This is a genomic window from Pontibacter silvestris, assembly GCF_020907275.1.
GTDB classification, from domain to species: Bacteria; Bacteroidota; Bacteroidia; order Cytophagales; family Hymenobacteraceae; genus Pontibacter; species Pontibacter silvestris.
Window position 1 is genome coordinate 295221 of the sequence record NZ_JAJJWI010000002.1, and the last position, 23542, is coordinate 318762.

Below are 23542 nucleotides of genomic sequence, written 5' to 3' on the forward strand. Positions count from 1 at the left end.
GAATGTCTTTAACTAAATTATATTTGGCTCCGGGTAAGGAGAATTCTTTAAAACGCTTTCATCCGTGGGTTTTTTCCGGTGCCATCCGAAAAGCTGAGGGAGATGCTGCTGAAGGTGATATTGTAGAAGTTTATTCCAGTAAGCAAGAGTTTTTGGGCATGGGGCATTATGCACCAGGCTCCATTGCCGTACGTATTTTTTCTTTTGAGCAGGTTGAACCGGACTTTGATTTCTGGAAAGCAAAAGTTCAAAAAGCTTATGATTACCGCAAACGCTTAGGGCTGGTAGATAATCCGCATACTGATGTTTACCGGTTGATTTATGCGGAAGGTGATGGTGTATCGGGTTTAATTGTAGATGTTTATAAAGATACTGCCGTTGTTCAAACTCACACAGTGGGTATGTATAGAGTTCGGGAGCAAATAGCTAAGGCTTTGCAGGAGATATTCGGAAGCAAACTTAAAGCTATCTATGATAAAAGTGCAGAGTCCTTGCCCGCTAAAGCACCGGTAGAGGCGGTAAATGATTATCTGTTTGGCCAATCTTCCGGAGGAGTTGTTGTGACAGAAAATGAAAATCAGTTCTTCGTAGACTGGGAAAGCGGACAAAAAACAGGTTTTTTTATTGATCAACGCGAGAACCGTGATTTATTGGCCCGCTACGTAAAAGACAAATCTGTTTTAAATACCTTTTGCTATACCGGTGGCTTTTCTGTTTATGCGCTGAATGCCGGAGCTAAAGAAGTTCACTCAGTAGACGTATCTAAAAAGGCGATAGAGCTTACTGTACGTAACGGGGAGTTAAGCCAGGCACCGGAACGACATGAGGCATTTGCCGTTGACACTTTTGAGTTCTTAAAAGGCAAGGAAAATCAGTACGATGTTATTATACTAGACCCTCCTGCTTTTGCTAAGAGCCAGAAGGTGCGCCATAATGCCTTGATGGGCTATAAACGCCTGAATGCTGAGGCCATGAAAAAGATTAAACCAGGCGGAATCCTTTTTACTTTCTCCTGCTCACAGGTAGTTGATAAGTACTTGTTCAGCAACACAGTTATGGCAGCTGCTATTGAGGCAGGACGTAACATTAAGATTATGCATAACCTCTCTCAACCTGCCGATCACCCTGTTTCTATTTTTCATCCCGAAGGAGAGTATTTGAAAGGCCTGGTGTTGATGGTGGAATAGGTTGTAGTGTATTTAGACTGATAAACAATATAGGCTGCACTTACAATGTGTAGCCTATATTGTATAGTTATCATAAACTTACTTTTCTAAGCAATCACGCCCTGTGGCAACTCCTGTGGAAGGTCCATTCGTATCCGCCACTCTTTAGGAAAGTAGTTGTTTATCCGGTTCCCAACCTGTTTTGCCCAACCTAATGGGATATTCTGATACTGCAGTAGAAGCCACTCATTACCGCTGCTGCCGAGGTTAATGTCTTCTTTGCGTAAATATCGTAATGCTTGTTCCATGTCTAGGTCTACAACGGCAAAGGCTTTTTTGTTCAGATGCTGCGATAAAGCGAGTGGGTGTAAAGGCTTTAATTTTTTACCCTTTACTTCTGCAATTTCGGTCCCGGCATAAATCACATAAAGCTTCTGGTAAACCTCATCCGCAGCCTCAAACAAATTAGCCGGAATAGCTGACAATATTTCGCCATACTGCAGCCACTCATACTCCTCTGGTTTCTGAAACCAGTTTTGTACCAACTCCCGCTCTTTTTTACCTGCAGTTGTTAGCTTGTATTTTTTCTTCCTGCTGCTTTTAGGACTGCTTTCTGTTCCGCCAGCTTTACGCATTACAGCCATAAAAAAGCCTTCGCCATTCACTTTGTGCGGATAAAAGCGATAACCTGTTATTCCATTTAGCTGCGCTGGCACTATTCCCCACTCCGGCTGAAGCTCCAGCTGAACACTTTCAATTTGCTCCTGTGCTGCAAGCCATGCCATATTCTCTTCATTCTCCTGTTCATTCCAGGTACAGGTGCTATAAACTAACATGCCTCCTGGCTTTAGAGCATCCCATACATCCATCAGAATGCGCTGCTGGCGCAGTGCGCATAAATTAACGTTTTCCTCAGACCACTCTTCTATCGCCTGCGGATCTTTACGGAACATACCTTCACCACTGCATGGGGCATCTATCACCATCACATCAAAGAAAGAGGGCAGTTTTCCAAAATCACGGGGATCATTGCTGGTAACAAGTACATTGCCACTGCCCCACTTGGTAATGTTTTCAGCCAATATATTAGCCCTGCTCCTGATGACTTCATTAGAAACAAGTAAGCTGCCAGCAGACAGTAAGCTGGCAATATGGGTCGATTTACCACCCGGAGCGCCACATAAATCCAGTACCTGCAATGGCTGGGAAAGATCACATGTTTGTTTAAAGGCCTGCTCCAGAAACATGGAACTTGCCTCCTGTACATAATATGCGCCCGCATGAATAAGCGGGTCTAAGGTAAAAAGCGGGCGTTCTGGTAAATAAAAGCCACTTGTTGTCCAGGGCACCAGCGGTAAATTTACTGAAAGCCCAGGCACTTTGGCTCTGTTAATTCTGATGCTGACAGGTGCCGGCTGCGCAAGAGCTTCTTCAAAAGCTCTGTAATCCTGAGCCAGCAGGCGTTGCATGCGTTCTGTAAAAGTATTCGGAAGTTGCATATTCATGTAAAGGTACTGTAAAAGCAGGCAGGTTGAAAGTCTCAAAAGCCTTAACTATCTACTTCTTCCGTCTGATGTATTCTTCTACAATGGGAAGATCAGCAGGGCACCAGTTGTATCTGTTAAGATCTTTAGCTGATACCCAATTGTAAGCAACATGTTCGCGTAATGCTATTGTTCCGCTTTTGTATTGACAGACATAAGGAATCAGGTTAACCATAAAGTTACCATAATTATGTTCGACAGGAGTTAAACGTAAACCAAGCTCTACTTGTAAGTTCAACTCTTCTTCAATTTCCCTAATCAGGCAATCTGTTTCCGTTTCACTGGGCTCTATTTTGCCCCCGGGAAACTCCCACAGCAAGGCCTGCGATTTATGCGGGCCACGTTGAGTAATTAACACTTGCTGATTTTTTTCGATAATAGCACAGGTTACTTTTAACATAATGTCTTCTTCATTTATTAATATCAATATGTACTCTTTAGCTAAGCTAATTGCTAAGAAGCCTTGCCTTATTTTATTTTTTTAACAGAAAAAAGTGAAGTTATACCTGGTTCATACTTATAAAAAAGAAAACCAATGGAAAGACAAACCAAAAGGTTTAGCCACACCTTACTGGCAGCACCATTTATCAGTCCGAAATAAACTACCTGCACTAAAAAAATATGGTAAGAAGCTTTGCCAGTGGTACTGAAAAACAATAAAATTTTATTGGAAGATTGATTTGGCAAGCTTTTAAAACTTAAATAAACTAAAAACGCAGCGTAGCCAAAAGATAAAATTGTCTGTATCTGCCACTCAGGCCGTATTTGTTTAATGTTTTGCTCCCCATACTGTAACTGATAAAGATAAACACAAGCGGCAGCAGCAACAGTAACAAGAAGCGTCATCACTTTAAGATTAACTTTATTTGTAACAATTCTTGACAGAGCCATTCCAAAAGCAATAGCCGAGAAATATCTCGGGAATGCCGCATCATAGAGGTAGCTTGCATGCTCAGTCATGGATATCCATTTAATGAACAAGAGAAAAAGTACTTCCAGCAGGACTAATAAAACAATTGTTAAGGATGCTCTGGCAGAAAACCCATAGCCAATAATGGGAAGAAACAGTACTGACTGCAGCAGAAGAGTAATAAAATAGTTTCCTGGTCCTGAAATGGGTAATAGTCCAATAATACTGAACTCATTGAACATTAAAATACTGTTTCCTGAAACACATAGCCAGATAAGGCCCATAATTGCTGATACTATAAAAACTATAATACAAGGGATTACTAAGCGACTGGCTCTTTTTTGAAAATATTGCTTCGAGTACAGATCTGTTAATTCCGGTTTCTTAGCAGAAGATGATAAACCAAGATTTAAACCCATTACTACCATGAACAGCGGTACAGCCTGCCAGATGTGATAAACAGCGTAATAATCTACTAGAGTAGCTTTGTTCAGGGAGTGCAACAGCAGTACAGCTAATATGGCAAAGCCCTTTATAATGTCAATTTGCTGATAATACTGCTTCACTAGTTAATGATAAAATATAAATCAAAGGCTATGTATTGGTTTGCTAGCTTTTGGTCTGTTATTTTAATAGTTAAATACTTATCTTTCTGAAGCTAAATTGGCTGCCACTAAACAAGATAAAAGACAGGTACTATAACTATGGGATTAAGCTCAAACTACAAATTCTTACTGTATTTAGGATGTTTGTTTGCCTTTATTACCTGTTTTGTAAGCGGGTTGGTCACATTCCTGTTTTGGGGTGATGTTGCTCTCGTTCCTCTTTCGGGAACTAACAGTTCCCTTGTACACCATTTGCTTTCAAGTTTTATCTATGGTTTTGTACTCAGCTTACTTACAACTAGTATTACAAGAAGAGCCTTACTAACAAAGAAAGTTCTACCGTTACACTGGCACCTGAAAAGCCAGACTTTAATTGACCGCCTTCCGTCCAATATTTTACACCGTTCGTTTATGTTAGGTTTAGCTGGTACTACAATGGCTGGTGTTTCTATCTTTTTATTTGACTTAGAACAGGTTTATTTAATGCCGCTTAAAGAGTTCATAATCTTCAAATCAATTTTTGCAGCATTGCTAGGTGCTGCTGTTACGGTAATGGCTGTTTATCGGGCAATGGTAGATTCAAAAGTTAGTCCTAAACTGTAGCTTATAATAAAGGGCACACTGAGAATTATGCGCCCTTTATTATTTCATTCTTTGATTTATTTAAGCTTATCTTTCAGTATATCAAACTCAACGGGCGGCGATATACGCTCATACAGAATAAGGTAAACTGCGTTGGTAATGGGCATATCAACCTTAAGCTTTTTGTTGAGATCATATATACTTTGTACAGCATAATACCCTTCAGCAACCATGTCCATTTCAATCTGGGCAGACTTAACCGTATAGCCACGCCCAATCATGTTACCAAATGTACGGTTGCGGCTAAACTGCGAGTAAGCTGTAACAAGTAAGTCACCCAGATAAGCAGAGCCACTTAAATTACGATGTAAAGGCATAATTGCATCCAGAAATCGTTCGATTTCTGGCATCGCATTAGAGACAAGCACAGCCTGGAAATTATCGCCAAAGTTCAGGCCTCTGGCAATACCACAGGCAAGGGCTATTATGTTTTTCATTACGGCACAATACTCAATTCCATCTAGGTCATCCAGCGGGTTTGCTTTAACGTAACGGTTACGCAGTAACTCACAGAAGCGCTCAGCTGTGTCTAAGCTATGGGAACCAATGGATAAATAAGATTGCTTTTCAAGAGCAACTTCTTCTGCATGGCATGGGCCCGCAATTATAAGCTGGTGCGTATTTGGTACATGGTATTTCTTTTCCATGTAATCCGTAATCAACAGGTTTTCTCCAGGAATCATGCCTTTTACTGCTGATACTACTACTTTGCCCTTTAGTGCATCCTCCTGTAAATCGGCAAGTGCCAGCTGCACAAATGCGGCTGGCACTGCCAGTATAACCCAGTCTGCGGCGGCCACTACAGCCTGTATGTCCGAAGAAGGCTTTACGTAATTCAGGTCGAAAGACACCCCGCTTAAGTAACGGGGGTTATGTCTGTAATTTATCAGGTGCTGCACATCGCTATGGCTGCGCATCCACCAGTGTACTCTTGACTTGTTTTCTGAAAGGATCTTAACCAGTGCCGTTGCCCAGCTACCTCCTCCTAATACAGCAATTTTTTCCAAAACAGGATTAAGATAGATGTTAGTTCAAAAGATTACTCTGCAGCTATAGCAGATTTGTCAAGGGAACTGGCATCTTTAACAGCTACTTTTGAACCGTCACTTAAGGTAGCAGAAACAGCCCTGAAAGGACCAGAAACTACTCTTTGTCCTGCACTAAGGCCACTTTGTATCTCAATATTCTCAAAATCGCTGATGCCAGTTTTAACCTTCACAGTTTTAACCGTGTTAGTTGCATTGTCATAAACAAATACTACCTCTTCTACTTGTGCCGGAGCTGCCTCCTGTTGCTCAGGTACCGCACTTGCCTCTTCCTCCTGTTCTTCTTCTGGTGCTGCATTTTGTGGCTGGCCACCGGCAGAACGGGTAGTTACTGCTGATAAAGGTACGGATAATACGCCACTTTTTTTCTCTGTCACAATATCTACTGATGCTGTCATACCTGGTCTGAACGGGCGGCTGGTAACTTCCTGCAGGTGCTCATAAGACTCGTTCAGCAGGCGTATGCGAACCTCAAATTCTGTAACAGCCTCTAGTGTTGCAGCATCTTTGGCAGTGTTTGCTATGGCTGTTACCACTCCTTTAAACTTTTCATCACGACTGGCATAAGAGTCAACTTCCACAATTACAGAGTCTCCCAACGACACGCGGATAATATCATTTTCATTAACATTTACACGTACCTCCATGTTGTTCAGGTTTGCAATGCTCATAATCTCTGTACCTGCCATCTGAGAAGTACCAACTACACGTTCGCCCTGCTCTACATTAAGCTTTGATACAGTACCACTTACCGGAGAGTAAATGGTTGTTTTGTTTAAGTTTTCCCTAGCGTCTTTTAAAGAGGCCTGTGCGCTTTCAACACTATATTCAGCGGCTCTGACACTTTGCCGTAGCGATTCAACTTCCTGTTTGGTTGATTCATAACTAGCTTTAATTTCCTGCCATTCTGATTCAGAAATAACACGCTGGTTAAACAGCGCCTGGTTCCGCTCATAGTTTTGCTCTGTCTGAACAAAACTCGCCTGTGCCTGTGCCAATCTAGCTCTGGCTTGTGCCAGATTAGCACGTGTCTGATTTACACCAGCTTCCTGTGCATCTACCATAGACTGATAGTTGTCGGGTCTGATGCGAAGCAAAAGCTGTCCTTTTACAACAGAGTCTCCTTCTTCTACATTTAATTCTATAATTTCACCAGATACGTCTGGACTTATCTTTACTTCTGTTTCAGGTTGAATTTTACCTGATGCACTTACTTTTTCAACAATTTCAGTTGTTTTTGCCTCAGAAAGGACTACTTCAACACCATTATCTGAGCCAATCCATCCTGCTTTCTTCGCTACTACAACAAAAACTATAATTAAAACAAGTACACCAATTAGAATAGGGATGAGTCTACTTTTGTTCTTCGCCATGTTTATTTTTTAGAATGATAAGTCTTTTCCTTCGTAGAAGTCAAGAATTTTAAGTTTAAAAATATACTCATACTTTGCCTGAAGCAGACTAGACTGTGCTGAACGGAAAGTGTTGGCAATAATATTAAAATCAACCGAATTTATAACACCTGCATTAAGTCGAAGCTGTGCGTTCTGATAGCTCTTTTCTGAGGCAGCAAGTTGTTGTTTGGATGCAACATATCTTAGTTGAGCGGCTCGGGTATCTACGGCCGCCTGCTCTATTGTCTGGCGCAGATTATTGCGTGCAATATCGGCATTCAGTTTGGCATTCTGCTGTGAAATTTTAGCTCGTTCAACATTTATCCTTGTCTGAAGTCCATTAAAAATAGGTACCTGTAACGATAAACTGAATTGGTTCCCTATGTTATCCTTAAACTGATCTTTTAAAGAGTAATCGATCTGTTCGGCGCTGCCTTGAGGCACGTAGAGCGAAAAAGGTTGTGTACGGGCTTCATCCAGAAAACCTACTAATTGTTGTGTATATATGGTTTCTCCATCCTCTAACTCTCTTAAAAGATATGACCTGCTGGAGTAGAAAGTGTTTATACCGGCATTAAGTGATAACCTTGGCAGATACGCCCCTCGAGCAATATCCAAGCCCTTGTTTGCACTTAAAACCCTTACATCGGCTGCCTTAATGGCAGGAAGTGTTTGAATAGCTACATCATATACCTGATTAGGGTCTGATATAGCAGGCTCCAGATCAGGCTCCGGGAGTTCTGGGATCTCAACTTCTATGTTATCCGGATTGTCCAGGTTTAATAACTGTATCAGGTTAAGTTTTGCAATATCAAGCTGGTTCTTTGCAGTGATAATATTCAACTCATCTGTCGCCAGCTGAGACTGAAGGTCTAACACATCATTTTCAGCCACACTTCCAGCTCTGAAGAGTATCTGGGTGCGCTCTAACTGCTGTTGTGTCGTATTTCGCTGCAGCTGATTTGTTTTCATTAGCTCATCAGCGAATAATATGTTCAAGTAAGCAGTTACAATTTGTATGGTTATATCATTTTGAACAGAAAGAATATCCTGCTCACTGGCCTGTAGCTCAAGGGAATTCTGCTTAATTGTATTGACCTGCTGAAACCCTGCAAACAAGGGAAGCGAACCGCTGACAGAGACACTACTGGATCGTGTTTGCTGGGTTCTGATATCATAGGTTGCCGGGTCAATGTTTGTACCATTGTTAATTGAATAAGAACCGCTCCCGTTTATACTTGGCAGGCGGCCAAACTTTGAAAGTTTCAAGTCAGTACTGGCAAGGTCGCGGTTTATTTTGCTTTGCCTGACCTGCAGGTTATTAGCCTTGGCATAATTCAAAGCCTCCTCAAGCGACCATATTTGGTCGTTTCCGGTGCCGTCTTGTTGTGCAAAGGCACCCGATAGTCCAGTCAAAGAGAGGCCTATCGCCAAGAGTACTTTCTTTGATAGTTTTTTCATAGTAGCGTGTTAGTTAGAGGTCGATATTAGGTATGTAAATAACATGTTTCACCCAGCTTAATTGTTTAAGATATTCCAGTGTAACAGGTTTTATGCCTGAGTCCATTTCAATAAACTGACGTGCCAACTCGTTTTTTCCTTTGCGGGAAACACTCATGGTCGCTATGTTACATTCATCATGCGCAATAACAGAAGCAATAAAGGCAATGCTTCCTTTCTGGTCATCTGCATCAATAATAAGCGTGTGCTGGTTAGCTGAAAAGTTAGAGGAAAAGCCATCCACCTCCACTATTTTGATTACGCCACCTCCCCGGCTCTGGCCAATTACCTCAACTTCACGTCCCTGGGCTTTCAGGTTCAGCTTAATGGTGTTAGGGTGCATAGTCGAAGCGTTTCCTACTGATCGGAAGATATATTTTAATCCCCGCTCCTTCGCATATTCAAAAGCTTCTTTTATGCGCTTATCATCGGTCTTGAAATCAAGTAACCCGGCTATTATAGCTCTGTCACTTCCGTGCCCCTCATAGGTGCGGGCAAACGAATTATAGAAAGTCACAACAGCTTCTTCCGGAGCTGTTCCCAGCACCCGAATGGCAGCACGTGCAATACGAACTACACCAGCCGTGTGTGAACTGGACGGTCCAATCATAACAGGTCCTATCATGTCGAAGACGCTACTTTTCTCTGCCATAGAGAATTATATCTATAGGTTATATCGTAAAAATCAAATTTAACAATTAAGTAGCAGTTTAGCCGAAAATGCTTGTTAAAACAATTTTTATTATACAAACTCCTGTTTTTAATCTACCAATCGATTGCTATAGACCATTAAATGCTTACCCGGAGCAACAATAGGAGCTTTAACCTTTATGCAGTAGATGATGGAGTTCACCTTACTGTTTTAGTGAATGCTTGAAGATAATATTTGAAAAATAGAATGACACCTACTGTTATAATTTCCTTATTTTGCGCCGTCTTTACATTTATCTCTTAACAATTGTATGCAATGGAGCAAGCTTTCAAACCTGAAGTGCTAGAGCAACTAAAGCGTCTGGAAGAAAAGTATGTGCCTTTAGGCCAGGATTTAGCAGCTTATCTGGAAGGACTTTATTATACTGAATTTGTTAATTACTGGGATTATATTCACCTCGATACATTATTGAGCCTTCAGAACCCGCGCACAAACATACCCGACGAGAAAATCTTTATTATGTACCACCAGATAACAGAGCTGTACTTTAAGCTTTGCCTGGAAGAGTACAGGCAAATAGCTGATGATAAAGATATGACACTAAAGACATTCATGATGCGCCTGAAACGTATTAATCGATATTTCGACAATCTGATCAGCTCTTTTGACGTGATGGTGGATGGCATGGACCCAAAGCAGTTTCTACAGTTCCGAATGGCTTTAATGCCTGCCAGTGGGTTTCAGTCGGTGCAGTATCGTCTTATTGAGATTGCTTCTACTGACTTGCGTAATCTGGTAGACAAGGCTAAGCGGCAAGCTCTTGGGCTACAAAGTACGCATGAAGAAATGATTGGCTGTATTTACTGGAAAGAAGGTGCTACAGAAGTGGCTTCCGGTGCTAAAACCCTTACGCTTCTTCGTTTTGAAGAGAAGTATACGGACCAATTGATAAAGTTTGCAAAGGAGTACGAGCATAAAAATGTCTGGTCAGTTTATAAGCGGCTCCCAAAAGAAGACCAGGAAAACCCAAAGCTGAAACAGATGTTGCGTGACCTGGACAGCAATGTTAATGTAAACTGGCCACTCATGCATTACAAATCAGCTGTGCGTTACCTTCAGCGCGACCCCGAAGTTTTAGCGGCTACAGGTGGGACTAACTGGCAGAAATATCTCCCCCCGCGTTTCCAGAAACGTGTTTTTTATCCTGAACTTTGGATGATTAAAGAGCTTGAAGAATGGGGAAAAGGATGGGTTGAACGTGTACTGAACGAGGATAAAGTGTAAACAATTATGCTTGAATCAATGTTCAGGATTGGAATTAGTATAGCTTCTAATCTGTTTAAAAGACAACTATACAGTATTTCGCTTTTGCTCTAAAACCAGTACTGTATCTAAATATTTTAAACTAAAAGTTTAAGGTTAACTACCTTACCTGTTGTAAATGAAAAAAAAAGAACTGGAGCTGGTCTTGGCTCCTGAAGTGGCTTATGATGCTCAGCAATTAGAGCGTGAGATTCTGAAACACGCTCAGGTTAATCCAGAGGACGTAAAGTTTATTCATAGAGTAAAACGTTCTATTGATGCCCGTGGTCGGCAAGTACAGCTTCGTGTGCGGGCTGATGTGTATCTTGAAAACCCTCCTACAGATATACTTTCTCCTAAGTTTGATTATGCGGATGTTTCCAATGCCAAGAAAATAATAATTGTTGGTGCAGGTCCTGCCGGCTTATTTGCCGCTATGCGTTGTATTGAATTGGGGCTAAAACCTGTGGTACTGGAACGGGGCAAAGATGTGAGAAGCCGCCGCCGCGATTTGGCTGCCATCAACAAAGAACATACAGTTAATCCTGACTCCAATTATTGCTTTGGTGAAGGTGGGGCAGGAACATACTCAGACGGTAAATTATATACCCGATCAAAGAAACGCGGAGATTTGCAGCGAATTCTGCAACTGCTGGTACAGCATGGAGCAACACCAGACATTCTTTTCGATGCGCATCCGCACATTGGTACGAATAAGCTCCCTAAAATAATTGAGACCATACGGGAAACCATACGTAGTGCCGGAGGTGAAGTGTTTTTTGATAAGCGCGTCACTGATTTTGTTCTAGATAAAGGTGAAATGCGGGGTGTCGTGACAGGAGATAGCCAGGAATACACCGGTGAAGCTGTTATTTTAGCTACAGGTCATAGTGCCCGAGATATATTTGAGTTGCTGCATCAGAAGGGAATTACCATAGAAGCGAAGCCTTTTGCTATGGGCGTGCGTGTAGAGCACCAGCAACAGCTGATAGATTCTATCCAGTACCATTGTGATGATCGTGGTCCTTACCTGCCTGCCTCTTCGTATGCACTGGTACAGCAGACAGTTTACAATAACAGGCAAAGAGGCATTTTCTCTTTCTGTATGTGCCCTGGTGGTTTTATAGTGCCTTCTGCTACAGCTCCTGGAGAGGTGGTGGTAAACGGTATGTCTCCCAGCCGCCGTGATTCCCGCTTTGCTAACTCTGGTATTGTAGTAGCAATTGAGCTGGAAGATATGGAACTGGAAAAATATGGTTCTTTAGCTGGTTTACGCATGCAGCAGACGCTTGAACAAAAAGCATGTGCCATGGCTGGTGGTACGCAAGCTGCTCCGGCACAGTTGTTACAGGACTTTACCCGTCGTAAAACAGGTGGTGAATTGCTGGATACTTCTTATCAGCCGGGTTTAGCGTCTGTAGATATGAACGAGCTTTTCTCCCCGGATATGGCGTACCGTCTGCGCGAAGGCTTTAAAGGATTTGGTCATAAAATGCGGGGTTACCTGTCAAACGAGGCACAGATTGTTGGTGTTGAAAGTCGCACATCCTCACCTGTCCGTATTCCGCGTGACAAAGAAACATTGGAACATGTGCAGATAAAGCGACTCTTCCCCTGTGGTGAAGGTGCAGGTTATGCCGGAGGTATTGTTTCTGCTGCGATGGATGGAGAACGTTGTGCCGAGATGGCTGCTTTAAAGGCTGGTGTGTCTTTTATGCGCTAGGGAATTGTCTGTTCTGCAGCTCATTTTTCTGCACAATTCAGCAATTCTAACTTTTTATCCTTTCTAGATGTAAAAAAGTATATACCTGATGTTGAATTTGATTATATAATAATATGAAAAAGACAGTTGTATTAGGTGCCACGGATAACCCTGCCCGCTACGCTTACAAAGCTGCACATCGTTTAAAGCAGCATGGGCATGAGGTGGTACCTGTCGGAATTAGAAAAGGTGAACTTGTTGGTACTCCTATCATCACAGATAAGGAACAGGAAATTACAGATGTCGATACGGTTACGCTGTATGTTGGGCCGCAGAATCAGCCTTTCTGGTACGATTATATAATAGGCCTGCATCCTAAGCGAATTATTTTTAACCCCGGAACCGAAAACCGTGAGTTGGAAAAACTGGCAGAGGATGCTAACATTGAAACGCTGCACCATTGCACACTGGTAATGCTGGCAACCGACAGTTATTAAATTTTCTGAAGGTTGTTAAACTTGAAGAAGTTAAAGATCGTATAATAAACTATAAATGGACAGATGGCATTGTTGTCTATGTTCATAAAGAAAAAGGGACCTTATTTAGGGTCCCTTTTTTAATTTATTGGGTCTATTTGAAAACCTTAACTTACTTCATCACCCGTTCATTCTTTGTCACTTCTTTCATCAGGTAACGCGAAGTAGCGGCAACAGCAGCATCAGGCATTATGTTCGTACTCAATGCTTCCAATTTGGAAATAGCTCCGACTATTACTTTAAGTTCTCCTTTCATCATTCCTTTATATCCTGCTTTGGCAACCTCCTCGGGCTCATAAAGCATACCATTGGCAGCAAGAGTTTTTTCAGCACCTGCACGTTTAAAGAACAGCGTATTACCAGCGTTAGGACAAAGGGCAGTAACTGTAACATTTGTGTGCTTCAACTCTTCGGCAAGAGCCTCTGAGAAGGATAGTACAAAGGCTTTACTAGCGCCATAGGTAGCCATAAGCGGAGAGGGCATAATAGAGAAGAGAGAACCCAGGTTCAGTATTTTTCCTTCATTGCGTCTTCTCATGTCATATACAAACAGCTTGGTTAGCTGTACCAAAGATATAATGTTTAACTGCATCAGGTCCAGGTCACTTTGCATTGATTTTTCATGAAAGAAACCATAAGAACCTGCACCAGCATTATTTACCAATACATCAACTGTAATACCTGCTTTTTTTACTTCATCATAAATCTCCTGAGGAGACTCTGGCTTTGATAAATCAGAAGTGACGATGCATACTTTTTCAAGTTTATACTTATCCTGTAGCCCATATCCTAAAGCCTTCAGTCTTTCTTCTGTGCGGGCAACTAAAACCAGATTATACCCATCCTTAGCAAACAATTTGGCAAACTCCATTCCGAAACCATTAGAGGCTCCTGTTATCAATACGGTTTTCCCTGCTCCTTTTTTATTTTTTTTCATTATTTTGATAGTCTAAATAATTGATGATGCAACTTTTATGTTTCTTATATTAAATAAAAGCTTTATTCCATTTCTTTATCCATTTTTTGCATTGTTGTAGCCATGGCCGCGTCTGAGGAAACTCTTGTTAAGTCTACCTGTGCTTTATTCATAGCACCTGAGATAACTTTCAGTTCACCTTTCATCATAGCTTTATAGCCGTCTCTCGCCACTTCTTCAGGCTCTGATAATGGCCCATTAGCCACTCTTGTAGTTGCGCCATGTGCTTTATGAAAGAAATCGGTGTTGCTGGCACCAGGGCATAAGGTTGTCACCGTTATGTTAGTATCTTTTAATTCATTAGCCAAAGCTTCAGAAAAAGAAAGAATGTAGGCTTTGGTCGCTCCATAAATAGCTTGTAGCGGTGTAGGCGAGAATGAGGCAACAGAACCCAGGTTAAGAATCTTACCTTCGTTTCGTTGCTTCATGTCTTTCAGAAACAGCTTTGTAAGTTGCATAAGCGAGGTAGCATTCAACTGAATGATATCCAGTTCCCGCTGCAAGGGTGTTTTATAAAAATAGCCGAAATGTCCTGATCCTGCATTATTAACCAGCACATCAACGGTAAGACCAGTTTTCTTTACCTCATTGTAAATCTTCTGAGGAGACTCAATTCTGGAAAGGTCAGAAGTAACCACACAAACTTTTTCCAGTTTGTAGGCATCCTGTAGACTATAAGCTAGTGCTTTCATCCTGTTCGTACTGCGGGCAACTAGAATCAGGTTGTATCCGTCTTTAGCAAAAAGCTTGGCAAACTCCATTCCGAAGCCATTAGAGGCTCCTGTTATTAGAACGGTTTTCCCTTCTCCTTTTCTGTGCTTTTTCATAGCTTTTATCAAATATATAGTTGGCTTTATGGTTATTATATTTTTTAATACAATTCTTATTGTTTACAGTTGTAGCTACACTAATGTTGCATAGCTTGTTTTATAGCATGTTCGGTTACAGAAACAATGATGTGAATAATAACTGTAAGATAAAGAAGTTCTTAGTGTCCATTAATAAATAATAAAGGCCGAACAATGCTTCTTGTTCAGCCTTTTTATGACAGCTTAAGTTATACTTTAAGCTTCCCGTCGCAGTACTTCTAAGGGAGGCCGGTCAAGTATGCCTCTGCTATTGAGCAAGCCAACAGCAAGTGTAAGCATAGTGACAAGTAAGAAAATAATAAACAATGGCCAAATTACAGGAACAAACTCAACCTCAAAGCTAAATACTGCCAAGGCCCAGGATGCTCCGAATGCAATAAGGCAACCTGTGGCTGCTGCTAATAACCCTAAAAGAGTATATTCCAAAGCTGTAATAGCCAGAATCTGATTACGATTTGCGCCAAGCGTGCGAAGCAATACACTCTCCTTTATCCGCTGAAATTTACTTACATTAACAGAGCCTACGAGTACTAACAAGCCTGTAAAGATGCTGAAAAGTGCCATAAACTGAATCACAAAAGAAATTTGCCCAACCACTTCATCCAGGGTCTCTAAAATGAGATCCAAACCAATGGTAGAAACATTTGGAAACCGCTCTACAATACTTCGCTGAAATTGTGCTGCCTGTTGTTCATTTTTGCTTCGTGTCATCAGTACAAAAAACTGAGGTGCCTCTTCCAAAACCCCTTCCGGAAAAACTATCTGGAAATTGCTTTGCACCCTGTTCCAATCTACTTCCCGTATATGTGTTACTTTAGTAGAAATCATTGCCCCCTGCACGTTAAACACTAATGTGTCTCCAAGGTCAGCTTTAAGCCTTTCTGCATAACGTTCTTCCAGTGAGACAGGTATAATATCTTGGTTGATATTATTATTCTCGTCCCAGGTACCTTTCTCTGTCTTTTCTGCGTCTGTAAGGTTGTTTCTGTAAGTGATGCGGTACTCGCGGGTAAAAAGCCATGGACGAATATCCAATGTGGAGTCATTGCGTGCAACCGCGCCTGTAATCTGGTTTTTTCTTTCCAGTCGCACTGTTACCATAGGGTCTAAAAACAGGACGGGAAGCCCTTGTTGTTTGGTCATGGATACGACTTCATCTTTCTGAGCATTCTGAATATCAAATAGGACCAGGTTCGGCTGATCTTCATTTCGACTAATAGACACCTCACTTAATAAGGTAAGCTGGACCATGTAAAGTGTTCCTATCAGGGCGGTGCCTAAGCCAATTGAAACGGTCAATAACAAAGTTTGATTGTTGGGCCTGTACAGGTTTGCCAGCCCCTGCCGCCACACATATCCCCAGTTTGCAGGAAAGAAGCGGCGAATAGCCCAGGAGAGCAGTTTTGCCAGTATTGCCAGCACCAGAAATGCTCCTATAACGCCACCCGTAAAGGACAATGCTTGCCACCAGGTACCCATCTGCCACCACGAAAAGATTAATACAAACAGAATAATCAGCCCATATACAGCCCACTGAAGCGGATCTCTTTGGCTGGTCAGGTGTTCAATAGATGCTCTTAACGTAATTAGTGGTGAAATTCGCCTGATCGATAGCAATGGCAGTAATGCAAATAATACAGATACTATAGTACCAAGCAGCACTCCCTGCAGGGCAGCACCCCATGAAAAGTACGGCTCCACCTCCACCGGAAGAAAAGCTCCGAACAAGCCCGGTAATACCAGTTGAATTATACTTCCCAGTATTGCGCCCGCTAAGCCACCTGTTAGTCCCATGCCTATCACCTGGAACAGGTAAACAAGAAATGCTTGCTTGCTACTCATGCCAAGGCAACGTAGTACTCCTATTGTAGATAATTTGTCCCGCATGTACACATGTATGGCGCTCGCTACCCCCACACAACCTAGCAGCAGGGCCACAAACCCTACTAATGCCAGGAAACCAGCCAGTTCATTATAAGCGGCTCCCATGCCTTCCTTGCGTGTTTGTACAGTATCATAGAACAAGCCATACTCTTCCATGCGAGGTTCCAGCCTCCTGGCTAAAGTGTCAGGCTGTACGGACGAAGGTAAGTCAATGTAATAATAATAGGATATGCGACTGCCCCGTTGCATTAATCCTGTTGCAGGCAGATACTGCCGTGGTATATAAACAACCGGGGCAATAGCCGTGGTTAGCGCTGTTTGCCCTGGTATGTGATGCAGAGCCCCTGCAATTCTGAATTTAAGGCTCCCTACTCTTATGGAATCTCCAGGCTGGGCTTCGTACTGAAGCATCAGGTTGTAATCTACCAGGGCATTTTGCCCCTCTCTAAAGGTACGGCTGGACTCTTCGGGATCAGCTTCAATTTCTCCAAAATAAGGAAATTCACCTTCCAAAGCACGAACCTGGACAAGCCTGGTAGCATCACTTTTGATAAAATAAACCATAGAGGCCAGTCGGTTTTCGTCAGACCTTCTGCCAAGGTTTGAAACAGAGTCTACTAATGCTACAGCTGTAGAGTCAGGTTCTTTGTTCATACCCATCACTAAGTCGGCTCCAATCAACGTCTTTGCTTTTTCGTCTATGGCGACATTTAAGCTGTAGCGAAAAGAGTTAATAGCGACTAGTGCGGCTATTCCAAGTACAATAGACGACAGAAAAAGAATAAGCCTCCCCCTGCTACGGCGGGTATCGCGCCAGGCCATTTTAAGAAGCCATTTAAGCCGCAGTTTCTGTTTTGGAATATCTTGTGGTTGTTGTTCTTCTTTCACGTATTAGTTTAATACTGCAGTAGTAGATTTCTATAAATCAGGCAATACGCTATCTTTCAGCCGGAACGCCAGTATCCGAAACAACTGTACCTCCTTTGATCCGGATGATGCGCTTGGTTTTCTCTGCCAGTTCCAGGTCATGCGTTACAAGTACTAAGGTAGTGCCAGTCTCTCTGTTAAGGTCAAATAAAAGTTGCTCCACCTTTTCTCCTGTTTCTTCATCCAGGTTCCCTGTAGGCTCATCAGCGAAAAGAATGGCAGGTTTATTAGAAAAAGCCCTGGCCAGAGATATACGCTGCTGCTCCCCTCCCGATAATTGCGTAGGATAATGATCGTGGCGCTGTGCCAGCCCTACCCGCTCCAGCAGCTCCAATGCCTGGCGCTGAACGTTACGTTCTCCACGAAGTTCCAGTGGCACCATCACGTTTTCAAGTGCTGTTAAAGTAGGTATCAACTGGAAGTTCTGAAAGATAAAACCGACATACAGGTTTCGGACCTGTGCACGTTTGTCTTCTGAAAGGTTGTCTAACCTGATATTATTCAGGATAACTGAACCAGAACTGGCACGATCAAGGCCGGCACAAAGGCCCAACAAAGTAGTTTTACCGGAACCTGATGGTCCCACAATGGAACAGGTATCACCGGTGTATAATGTGAAATTAATATCCTGTAGTACCGTCAGTTCCCGGCTACCGCTGTTGTATATTTTTTTCAGGTTTTGAATATCTAATATCGCCGACACGTTTTATCTTTATTTTAAAGATGGAATAGGTATTAATGTTGCATCTTGTTATCAACAACAAGTAAAACTTCAAAATCCAATAACTGTTACTATGCGTTATAGGTTTTTGTGCTTGTGTTTAAATTTAGGAAACATTGCTTACATATGAAGATAAAGAACAATATTTTAACCATCTGCCTGCTGTGGCTGTTGTGCCTTGGAGGGTGCGATGCTAACGTAGAAACAAAAGAGCAGACAGCAACAAAGCAGCAAACTAATGAAGAAGGAAAAGCTGATATAGTCCAGACAAATGAGCATACGCAGACAATAGTATTCTTTGGGAACAGCTTAACTGCAGGTTATGGTCTGGAACCTGATCAGGCCTTTCCGGCTCTTATACAGAACAGGATAGATTCTCTTAACCTCTCCTATAAAGTGGTAAATGCAGGAGTAAGTGGTGAGACTTCAGCTGGAGGCAAGAGTAGGATTGACTGGCTTTTGCGTCAGCCGATAGATATTTTTGTGCTGGAATTAGGTGCGAATGATGGTTTACGTGGTATTGATCCATCCAGTACTTATCAGAATTTGCAAACGATAATTCAGAAAGTGCGCGAAAAGAACCCAAACGTAAGAATTGTGTTGGCGGGTATGCAGATGCCTCCGAGCATGGGGCAAAATTTTACACAGGAATTCAGAGAGGTTTACACCCGCTTAGCAGAGGACGAGAATGTTGAACTTATTCCTTTTTTGCTGGAAGGCGTTGCCGGCATTTCTGACCTGAATCAATCGGATGGTGTACACCCTACCGTAGAAGGACAAAAGATTTTGGCTGAGAATGTGTGGGAGGTATTGGCACCAATATTAAAAGAAAATGCCTCCTGAAATTTATTATATATAAATTTTACATGCATAATTAAATCAATTACGCATTGTCAATAAACAGCAATGGCTCCTGTAAAGTAGGAGCCATTGCTGTTTATTATACTTATTTTAAGAGTACAAGAGTAATTCAGAATACGTTACTTATCCAACCTCTGCTTCTTTTCTCAGGACATAACAGCAGGTGCGGGTTTTGTCGCTTTGCCTCTGTTAGTACCTACAATAGCCAAAGAAAACAGAAAAGCCCCTATAACCAGTGCTGCGCCTACCCATTCAGGCGAAGTAAAGCCTAAGCCTGCTGCAATAGGCACGCCACCTAGGTAAGCACCAATCGCATTTCCTAAATTAAATCCGCATTGGCTCACAGAAGCAGCCAGCATTTCAGACCCTTTTGCTGCATGTATCATTAACATCTGCACTGGGGATGCCATAGAGAAAGCAATGGCGCCTGTTATAAAAGTCATAAGAAGGGTGGCACCTTTATACTCCGCCGTGAAAATGATACTAATAAGTGCTGCAGCCATCATAAGTAATAGCCAACAGGTTGCCTTTAAAGGAGAAAATTTATCTGCCAGACGACCTCCTATAAGGTTACCGACAGCCATACCCACGCCAGCTATCACCATAAGCCAGGTAACAGCGTTGCTGCTGAAGCCTGCAACCTCTGTAAATAAAGGTGCTATATAGCTAAACCAGGCAAAAAAGCCTCCGTTTCCTAAAATGGAAATAACAAAAATAAGCCACGGCTCGGCACGGGTGAATACTTTTACCTCTCTCTTTAAGCTGGATTCTTTTGAAGCAGGAATTTCGGGTAACCAATGTTTCAGGCTTAGCACAGCCAGTATACCTACTACAACTATAATGGCAAAAGTAATACGCCAGCTGAAATTGTGACCGATGTATGTTCCCAATGGCACCCCAATAATATTGGCTATTGTTAAGCCAGCAAACATAATGGAAACAGCCTGTGCCTCTTTGCCAGGATCAGCTAAGCGGGCAGCTACTACTGCTCCGACTCCAAAAAAAGCGCCGTGCGGCAATCCGGAAATAAATCTTGTGAGCAGCATTAGTTCATAACCAGGTGCAAACACAGACAAAGCATTGCCTATAACAAACAGCACCATCAGCCCGACAAGGGTACGCTTTGGGGGAATTTTACTAGCCAGGGCAACCAATAAAGGTGCCCCAAACACTACTCCTAAGGCGTATGCAGATATAAGGTGCCCTGCTGAAGGAATTGTGACATGTAATGTGTTTGCAACATCTGGTAAAATTCCCATGATAACAAATTCTGTCATTCCAAGGCCAAAGCCGCCCATGGTCAGTGGTAATAATTTAGATTTCATAAGTGGATAGTCAATCAAAAGCTATTAAGGGATTGACTGGTTCAGGTTTAAAAAAGATAATTATGTTGATGTTTACACTCCAGTAGGCAAACCCCATCTATAGCAAAATCATAATAGAAGGTGGGAAACACTCTTTAGAGTTTTAGAAAGTGCAAAAGTAGCTTATGAAGCGGGATATTGTGCTTGTTTATTTTAATTTGTTCGTGAAGGTGATAGTTTCTTTCTCTTAACTGTTCCCAAAAAAGCTTTTACATCGGATGAACATTTAAAAAAAACTTACTTTATCTGGTACCGTATAAACAAACGGCTAAAAGTTGAAAAGTTTTTTTAATAAACTACGGAAAAGGCTCCTCATAATTTATGCAGGAGCCTTTTTTGTTTTAAACATTTGCCAGATATCAATCCAGAATGTTTCTAAGTTATAAGATAAGTAATTCAGGTGCTTTAACTTGGTTTATAGATACTTACCAGCTTCCTCCTAATGCTTTAATATAAGCTACTGTATAAAGCAGTTGCTGCCCTTTCAGGTTAACCGACTGTCGTTCAAGTTCAAGAGCAGTTCGTTCAGCATCTACTGCCTCCAGGAAGGACGTTAACCCTTTAACATAAAGTTCTCTGGCATATTGCCGGGTTTTTTGAGCTGACTCCAGTGCCTGTTGCTGTATAACGGCTTGTTGAGACAATTGCTGTAGGTTAGCTAGTGCAGTTTCGGCTTCCTGAACAGCAGTCAATATTCTTTTCTGGTAAGTTGCATTAAGCGTTTGCACCTGCTGCTGCGCTATTACGATATTGTTTTTATTTCGAAATCCTTCAAAAACAGGCACAGAAATAGTACCTCCCAATAAATAAGTGCCACTGTTTTGATTTAATAAAGGGCTTAGCTCTCTTGAGGTTAACCCGACAGAACCTATTAAATTAAACCGAGGCAGTACAGCTGTCTTGGCAACTTCCACTTGGCTATTTGCAGCTGCAACCATTCGTTCAGTTTGCATCAGGTCAGGGCGCCGGTATATTAAATCTGTTGGGGCTGTGGCTGGTACATGAGGTAAAAAAACAGGTAAGGAACCTTGTCTTATTTTAAAATCAGTAGGAGAAACGCCTAACAGTACAGCCAGCGACATGCTGACTTCCATACGACTCCTGTTCAATGCTTCTAACTGGAACTTTGTATTGGCTACTTCTGTATCTGCACGCTGTACATCCATTTGGCTCACCAGCCCTGCCGTGTAACGAGCGCGGACGATCTGTAGAGTTGAATCACGCAGGCCTATACTTTGCTGTAGCACTTGCCTTTCTGTATCAACCGACTGTAGTAAAAGATAAATTCGGGCTATTTCCGTTGTAATCGTTAGCTGCGCCGCCTTATATTCAGCTTCAGTAGCTTCAGCAAGCTGCTGACTTGTTAGTACCTGGTTTTTTACCTTATGCCATATGTCTACTTCGTAGCTTACATCTAAAGGAACCTGATAGGTATTTAACATATAGCGGTTCAGCACTTGTCCTTCCTGCAGTTGGATAGTGGTAGGGCGGTTTGGTGCCAGGCTTTGCTTAGCAATGTAGGGGGTTAAGCGCACAGAAGGGTACCAGTAAGATTCAGCTACTTTTACACGTGTCCGAGCTTCCTCTACTCTGCTCACTACCTCCTGTAAATCCAGGTTATTCGCTAAACCTGTTTTCTCCAGAGAGTCTAGTAAGGGATCTTTGAAGACAGTCCACCATTCGTCAACAGGTCTGTCTGAATATGATTCGGAAACAGAAGAATTAGAAGTATCTGGATTAGTTTGTTGCGCATAAGATAACGAAGTACTGCCTACTGTTAAAGCTCCAAATATATACTTTAAAAGTCCTTTCATTTGTTAAGCCCTCCTATTTAGCTGACGTTTCTACTGCTCTCACCTGTACCAGCTGTCCTTCCTGCAGATTGTCAGTAGGGTTAAGAACTAGTTGCTCATTCCCGTTTAGCCCACTGACAATTTCTACGGAGGTGCCAAAATCTCTTCCTATTTCTACAGCCTGTAAATGCAGTGTTTTATCGTGACTAACTAGCATTACTTTAGGGCCTTCTGACTGAACAAGTAATGTATTAGCCGGAATGACTACGGGCGGAGTCTCCTGCTGAACATGAAATTTTACCTGCCCATATAAGCCTGACACAAGTTCTGCCTTTGTATTAGGGATAATTACTTCTGTCAGTAAAGTGCGGGATTGTGTGCGAAGAGCCCCTGAAGTGCGTATGACTTTACCTGTAAACACTTTGCTGGGCATTTCCGGTATTTTAACTGCAACATTCTGCCCTAATTTTATGGAACGATAATATGCCTGTGGCACGTCTACAAATACACGAAGAGTATCTTGCTGTGAAATAGTAAACAGCGGCATAGTGCCACCTGCATTTACAAGCGCACCTAACTCAATATTCCGTGAGGTGATAACACCTTTAAAAGGAGCACGAATTTCCTGTAATGTTTTAAGGGCTTCTAAACGACGAACAGTAGCCATGTTGATGTCATAGGCCGCCTCGCGGCTGTCCAATTCCTGCTTGGCTACAGCACCAGGCAATGTTACACTTCTGGAGCGCTCTAAATTGCTGTTCGCCAGTTTCAGATCAGCACGTGCTCTTGATAATTCCTGGTCTAATTCGGGGGCCTCTATGGTAGCTAATAACTGTCCTGCTTTAACCTCGCTTCCAATGTCCACTAGGCGCTTTTTTAGAAAGCCTTGTGTACGGGCATATAACACTGTTTCTCTGTAAGGCTCTATTTGTCCTGGTAACGCTAAACTGGTGGAATCTTTAGATCTGGTTGTTGTAATTACATTGACAATTGCCACTCTTGTCTTTTCCTTATTAACAGCTGCCTTTAGTTCCTGCTGGTTCAGAATACGGGGCATAACACCAAAAAAAACAAACATAAAGAGCAAGACAGCAGGTACTAGCCAGATGAGGAATTTTTGTCGCATTAGTATAGTAATTTAAGCTTTA

General features: G+C 42.2%; 20 protein-coding genes. 6 read left to right on the top strand and 14 right to left on the bottom strand.

Features of this window, described 5'->3' with window-relative positions; genetic code table 11:
* Positions 1–2: 2 nt before the first annotated feature.
* Positions 3–1187: a class I SAM-dependent rRNA methyltransferase gene (locus tag LN995_RS02985; RefSeq protein WP_229958233.1), complete on the top strand. Its 1185-nt coding sequence runs from the start codon at positions 3–5 to the stop codon at positions 1185–1187.
* Positions 1188–1273: 86 nt separating this feature from the next.
* Here the strand turns inward: LN995_RS02985 and LN995_RS02990 are convergent, their stop codons facing one another.
* Genes LN995_RS02990 through LN995_RS03000 form a run of 3 tightly spaced genes read right to left on the bottom strand, consistent with a single transcriptional unit; the run spans position 1274 to position 4186 of the window.
* Positions 1274–2671, bottom strand: a complete 1398-nt coding sequence (locus LN995_RS02990; RefSeq protein ID WP_229958235.1) for a methyltransferase RsmF C-terminal domain-like protein — start codon at positions 2669–2671, stop codon at positions 1274–1276.
* A 52-nt stretch (positions 2672–2723) separates the two neighbouring features.
* On the bottom strand, positions 2724–3137 hold the full coding sequence (locus LN995_RS02995) for a (deoxy)nucleoside triphosphate pyrophosphohydrolase (RefSeq protein ID WP_229958237.1): 414 nt from the start codon (positions 3135–3137) through the stop codon (positions 2724–2726).
* 41 nt (positions 3138–3178) lie between these two features.
* Entirely contained in the window at positions 3179–4186 is a 1008-nt protein-coding gene (locus LN995_RS03000; protein ID WP_229958239.1) for an acyltransferase family protein, read from the bottom strand.
* Positions 4187–4324: 138 nt separating this feature from the next.
* Here LN995_RS03000 and LN995_RS03005 point away from each other — a divergent pair, with 138 nt between their 5' ends.
* Positions 4325–4828: a hypothetical protein gene (locus LN995_RS03005; protein ID WP_229958241.1), complete on the top strand. Its 504-nt coding sequence runs from the start codon at positions 4325–4327 to the stop codon at positions 4826–4828.
* A gap of 56 nt (positions 4829–4884) precedes the next feature.
* Here LN995_RS03005 and LN995_RS03010 read toward each other — a convergent pair whose 3' ends face one another.
* The 4 genes from LN995_RS03010 to sdaAB are packed head-to-tail and all read right to left on the bottom strand — an operon-like array spanning position 4885 to position 9459.
* Positions 4885–5874 (bottom strand): NAD(P)H-dependent glycerol-3-phosphate dehydrogenase, encoded by a 990-nt coding sequence (locus tag LN995_RS03010; protein ID WP_229958242.1) that lies wholly within the window; start codon positions 5872–5874, stop codon positions 4885–4887.
* Between the two features lie 32 nt (positions 5875–5906).
* Positions 5907–7286 (bottom strand): efflux RND transporter periplasmic adaptor subunit, encoded by a 1380-nt coding sequence (locus LN995_RS03015; protein ID WP_229958244.1) that lies wholly within the window; start codon positions 7284–7286, stop codon positions 5907–5909.
* A gap of 9 nt (positions 7287–7295) precedes the next feature.
* Positions 7296–8768: a TolC family protein gene (locus LN995_RS03020; RefSeq protein ID WP_229958246.1), complete on the bottom strand. Its 1473-nt coding sequence runs from the start codon at positions 8766–8768 to the stop codon at positions 7296–7298.
* A gap of 13 nt (positions 8769–8781) precedes the next feature.
* Positions 8782–9459: an L-serine ammonia-lyase, iron-sulfur-dependent subunit beta gene (sdaAB, locus tag LN995_RS03025; RefSeq protein ID WP_229958248.1), complete on the bottom strand. Its 678-nt coding sequence runs from the start codon at positions 9457–9459 to the stop codon at positions 8782–8784.
* A 315-nt stretch (positions 9460–9774) separates the two neighbouring features.
* Between sdaAB and LN995_RS03030 the strand changes: the two genes are divergently transcribed.
* The 3 genes from LN995_RS03030 (at position 9775) to LN995_RS03040 (ending at position 12960) form a co-directional block, all read left to right on the top strand.
* Positions 9775–10743: a tryptophan 2,3-dioxygenase family protein gene (locus LN995_RS03030; protein WP_229958250.1), complete on the top strand. Its 969-nt coding sequence runs from the start codon at positions 9775–9777 to the stop codon at positions 10741–10743.
* Positions 10744–10900: 157 nt separating this feature from the next.
* Positions 10901–12484, top strand: a complete 1584-nt coding sequence (locus LN995_RS03035; protein ID WP_229958251.1) for an NAD(P)/FAD-dependent oxidoreductase — start codon at positions 10901–10903, stop codon at positions 12482–12484.
* 113 nt (positions 12485–12597) lie between these two features.
* Entirely contained in the window at positions 12598–12960 is a 363-nt protein-coding gene (locus tag LN995_RS03040) for a CoA-binding protein (protein WP_229958252.1), read from the top strand.
* Between the two features lie 151 nt (positions 12961–13111).
* Here LN995_RS03040 and LN995_RS03045 read toward each other — a convergent pair whose 3' ends face one another.
* The 4 genes from LN995_RS03045 to LN995_RS03060 all read right to left on the bottom strand — a co-directional run bounded on the left by LN995_RS03045 (position 13112) and on the right by LN995_RS03060 (position 18358).
* Positions 13112–13936: an SDR family NAD(P)-dependent oxidoreductase gene (locus LN995_RS03045; protein ID WP_229958253.1), complete on the bottom strand. Its 825-nt coding sequence runs from the start codon at positions 13934–13936 to the stop codon at positions 13112–13114.
* Positions 13937–13998: 62 nt separating this feature from the next.
* The gene (locus tag LN995_RS03050; protein WP_229958254.1) at positions 13999–14802 is read right to left on the bottom strand and encodes an SDR family NAD(P)-dependent oxidoreductase; all 804 of its coding nucleotides are present in this window, start codon (positions 14800–14802) and stop codon (positions 13999–14001) included.
* A gap of 237 nt (positions 14803–15039) precedes the next feature.
* Positions 15040–17616 (bottom strand): ABC transporter permease, encoded by a 2577-nt coding sequence (locus LN995_RS03055; protein ID WP_317206921.1) that lies wholly within the window; start codon positions 17614–17616, stop codon positions 15040–15042.
* A gap of 49 nt (positions 17617–17665) precedes the next feature.
* A complete protein-coding gene (locus LN995_RS03060; RefSeq protein WP_229958255.1) occupies positions 17666–18358 on the bottom strand; it encodes an ABC transporter ATP-binding protein in 693 nt (230 codons plus the stop codon).
* Between the two features lie 144 nt (positions 18359–18502).
* Here LN995_RS03060 and LN995_RS03065 point away from each other — a divergent pair, with 144 nt between their 5' ends.
* Positions 18503–19219 carry an arylesterase gene (locus LN995_RS03065; RefSeq protein WP_229958256.1) on the top strand — a complete coding sequence of 239 codons (717 nt, stop codon included), beginning with the start codon at positions 18503–18505 and terminating at the stop codon, positions 19217–19219.
* A gap of 164 nt (positions 19220–19383) precedes the next feature.
* Here LN995_RS03065 and LN995_RS03070 read toward each other — a convergent pair whose 3' ends face one another.
* From LN995_RS03070 to LN995_RS03080, 3 genes are all read right to left on the bottom strand, one after another.
* Positions 19384–20562, bottom strand: a complete 1179-nt coding sequence (locus LN995_RS03070; RefSeq protein WP_229958257.1) for an MFS transporter — start codon at positions 20560–20562, stop codon at positions 19384–19386.
* A gap of 464 nt (positions 20563–21026) precedes the next feature.
* Positions 21027–22415: an efflux transporter outer membrane subunit gene (locus LN995_RS03075; protein WP_229958258.1), complete on the bottom strand. Its 1389-nt coding sequence runs from the start codon at positions 22413–22415 to the stop codon at positions 21027–21029.
* Positions 22416–22428: 13 nt separating this feature from the next.
* The gene (locus tag LN995_RS03080) at positions 22429–23520 is read right to left on the bottom strand and encodes an efflux RND transporter periplasmic adaptor subunit (protein WP_229958260.1); all 1092 of its coding nucleotides are present in this window, start codon (positions 23518–23520) and stop codon (positions 22429–22431) included.
* Positions 23521–23542: the final 22 nt, after the last annotated feature.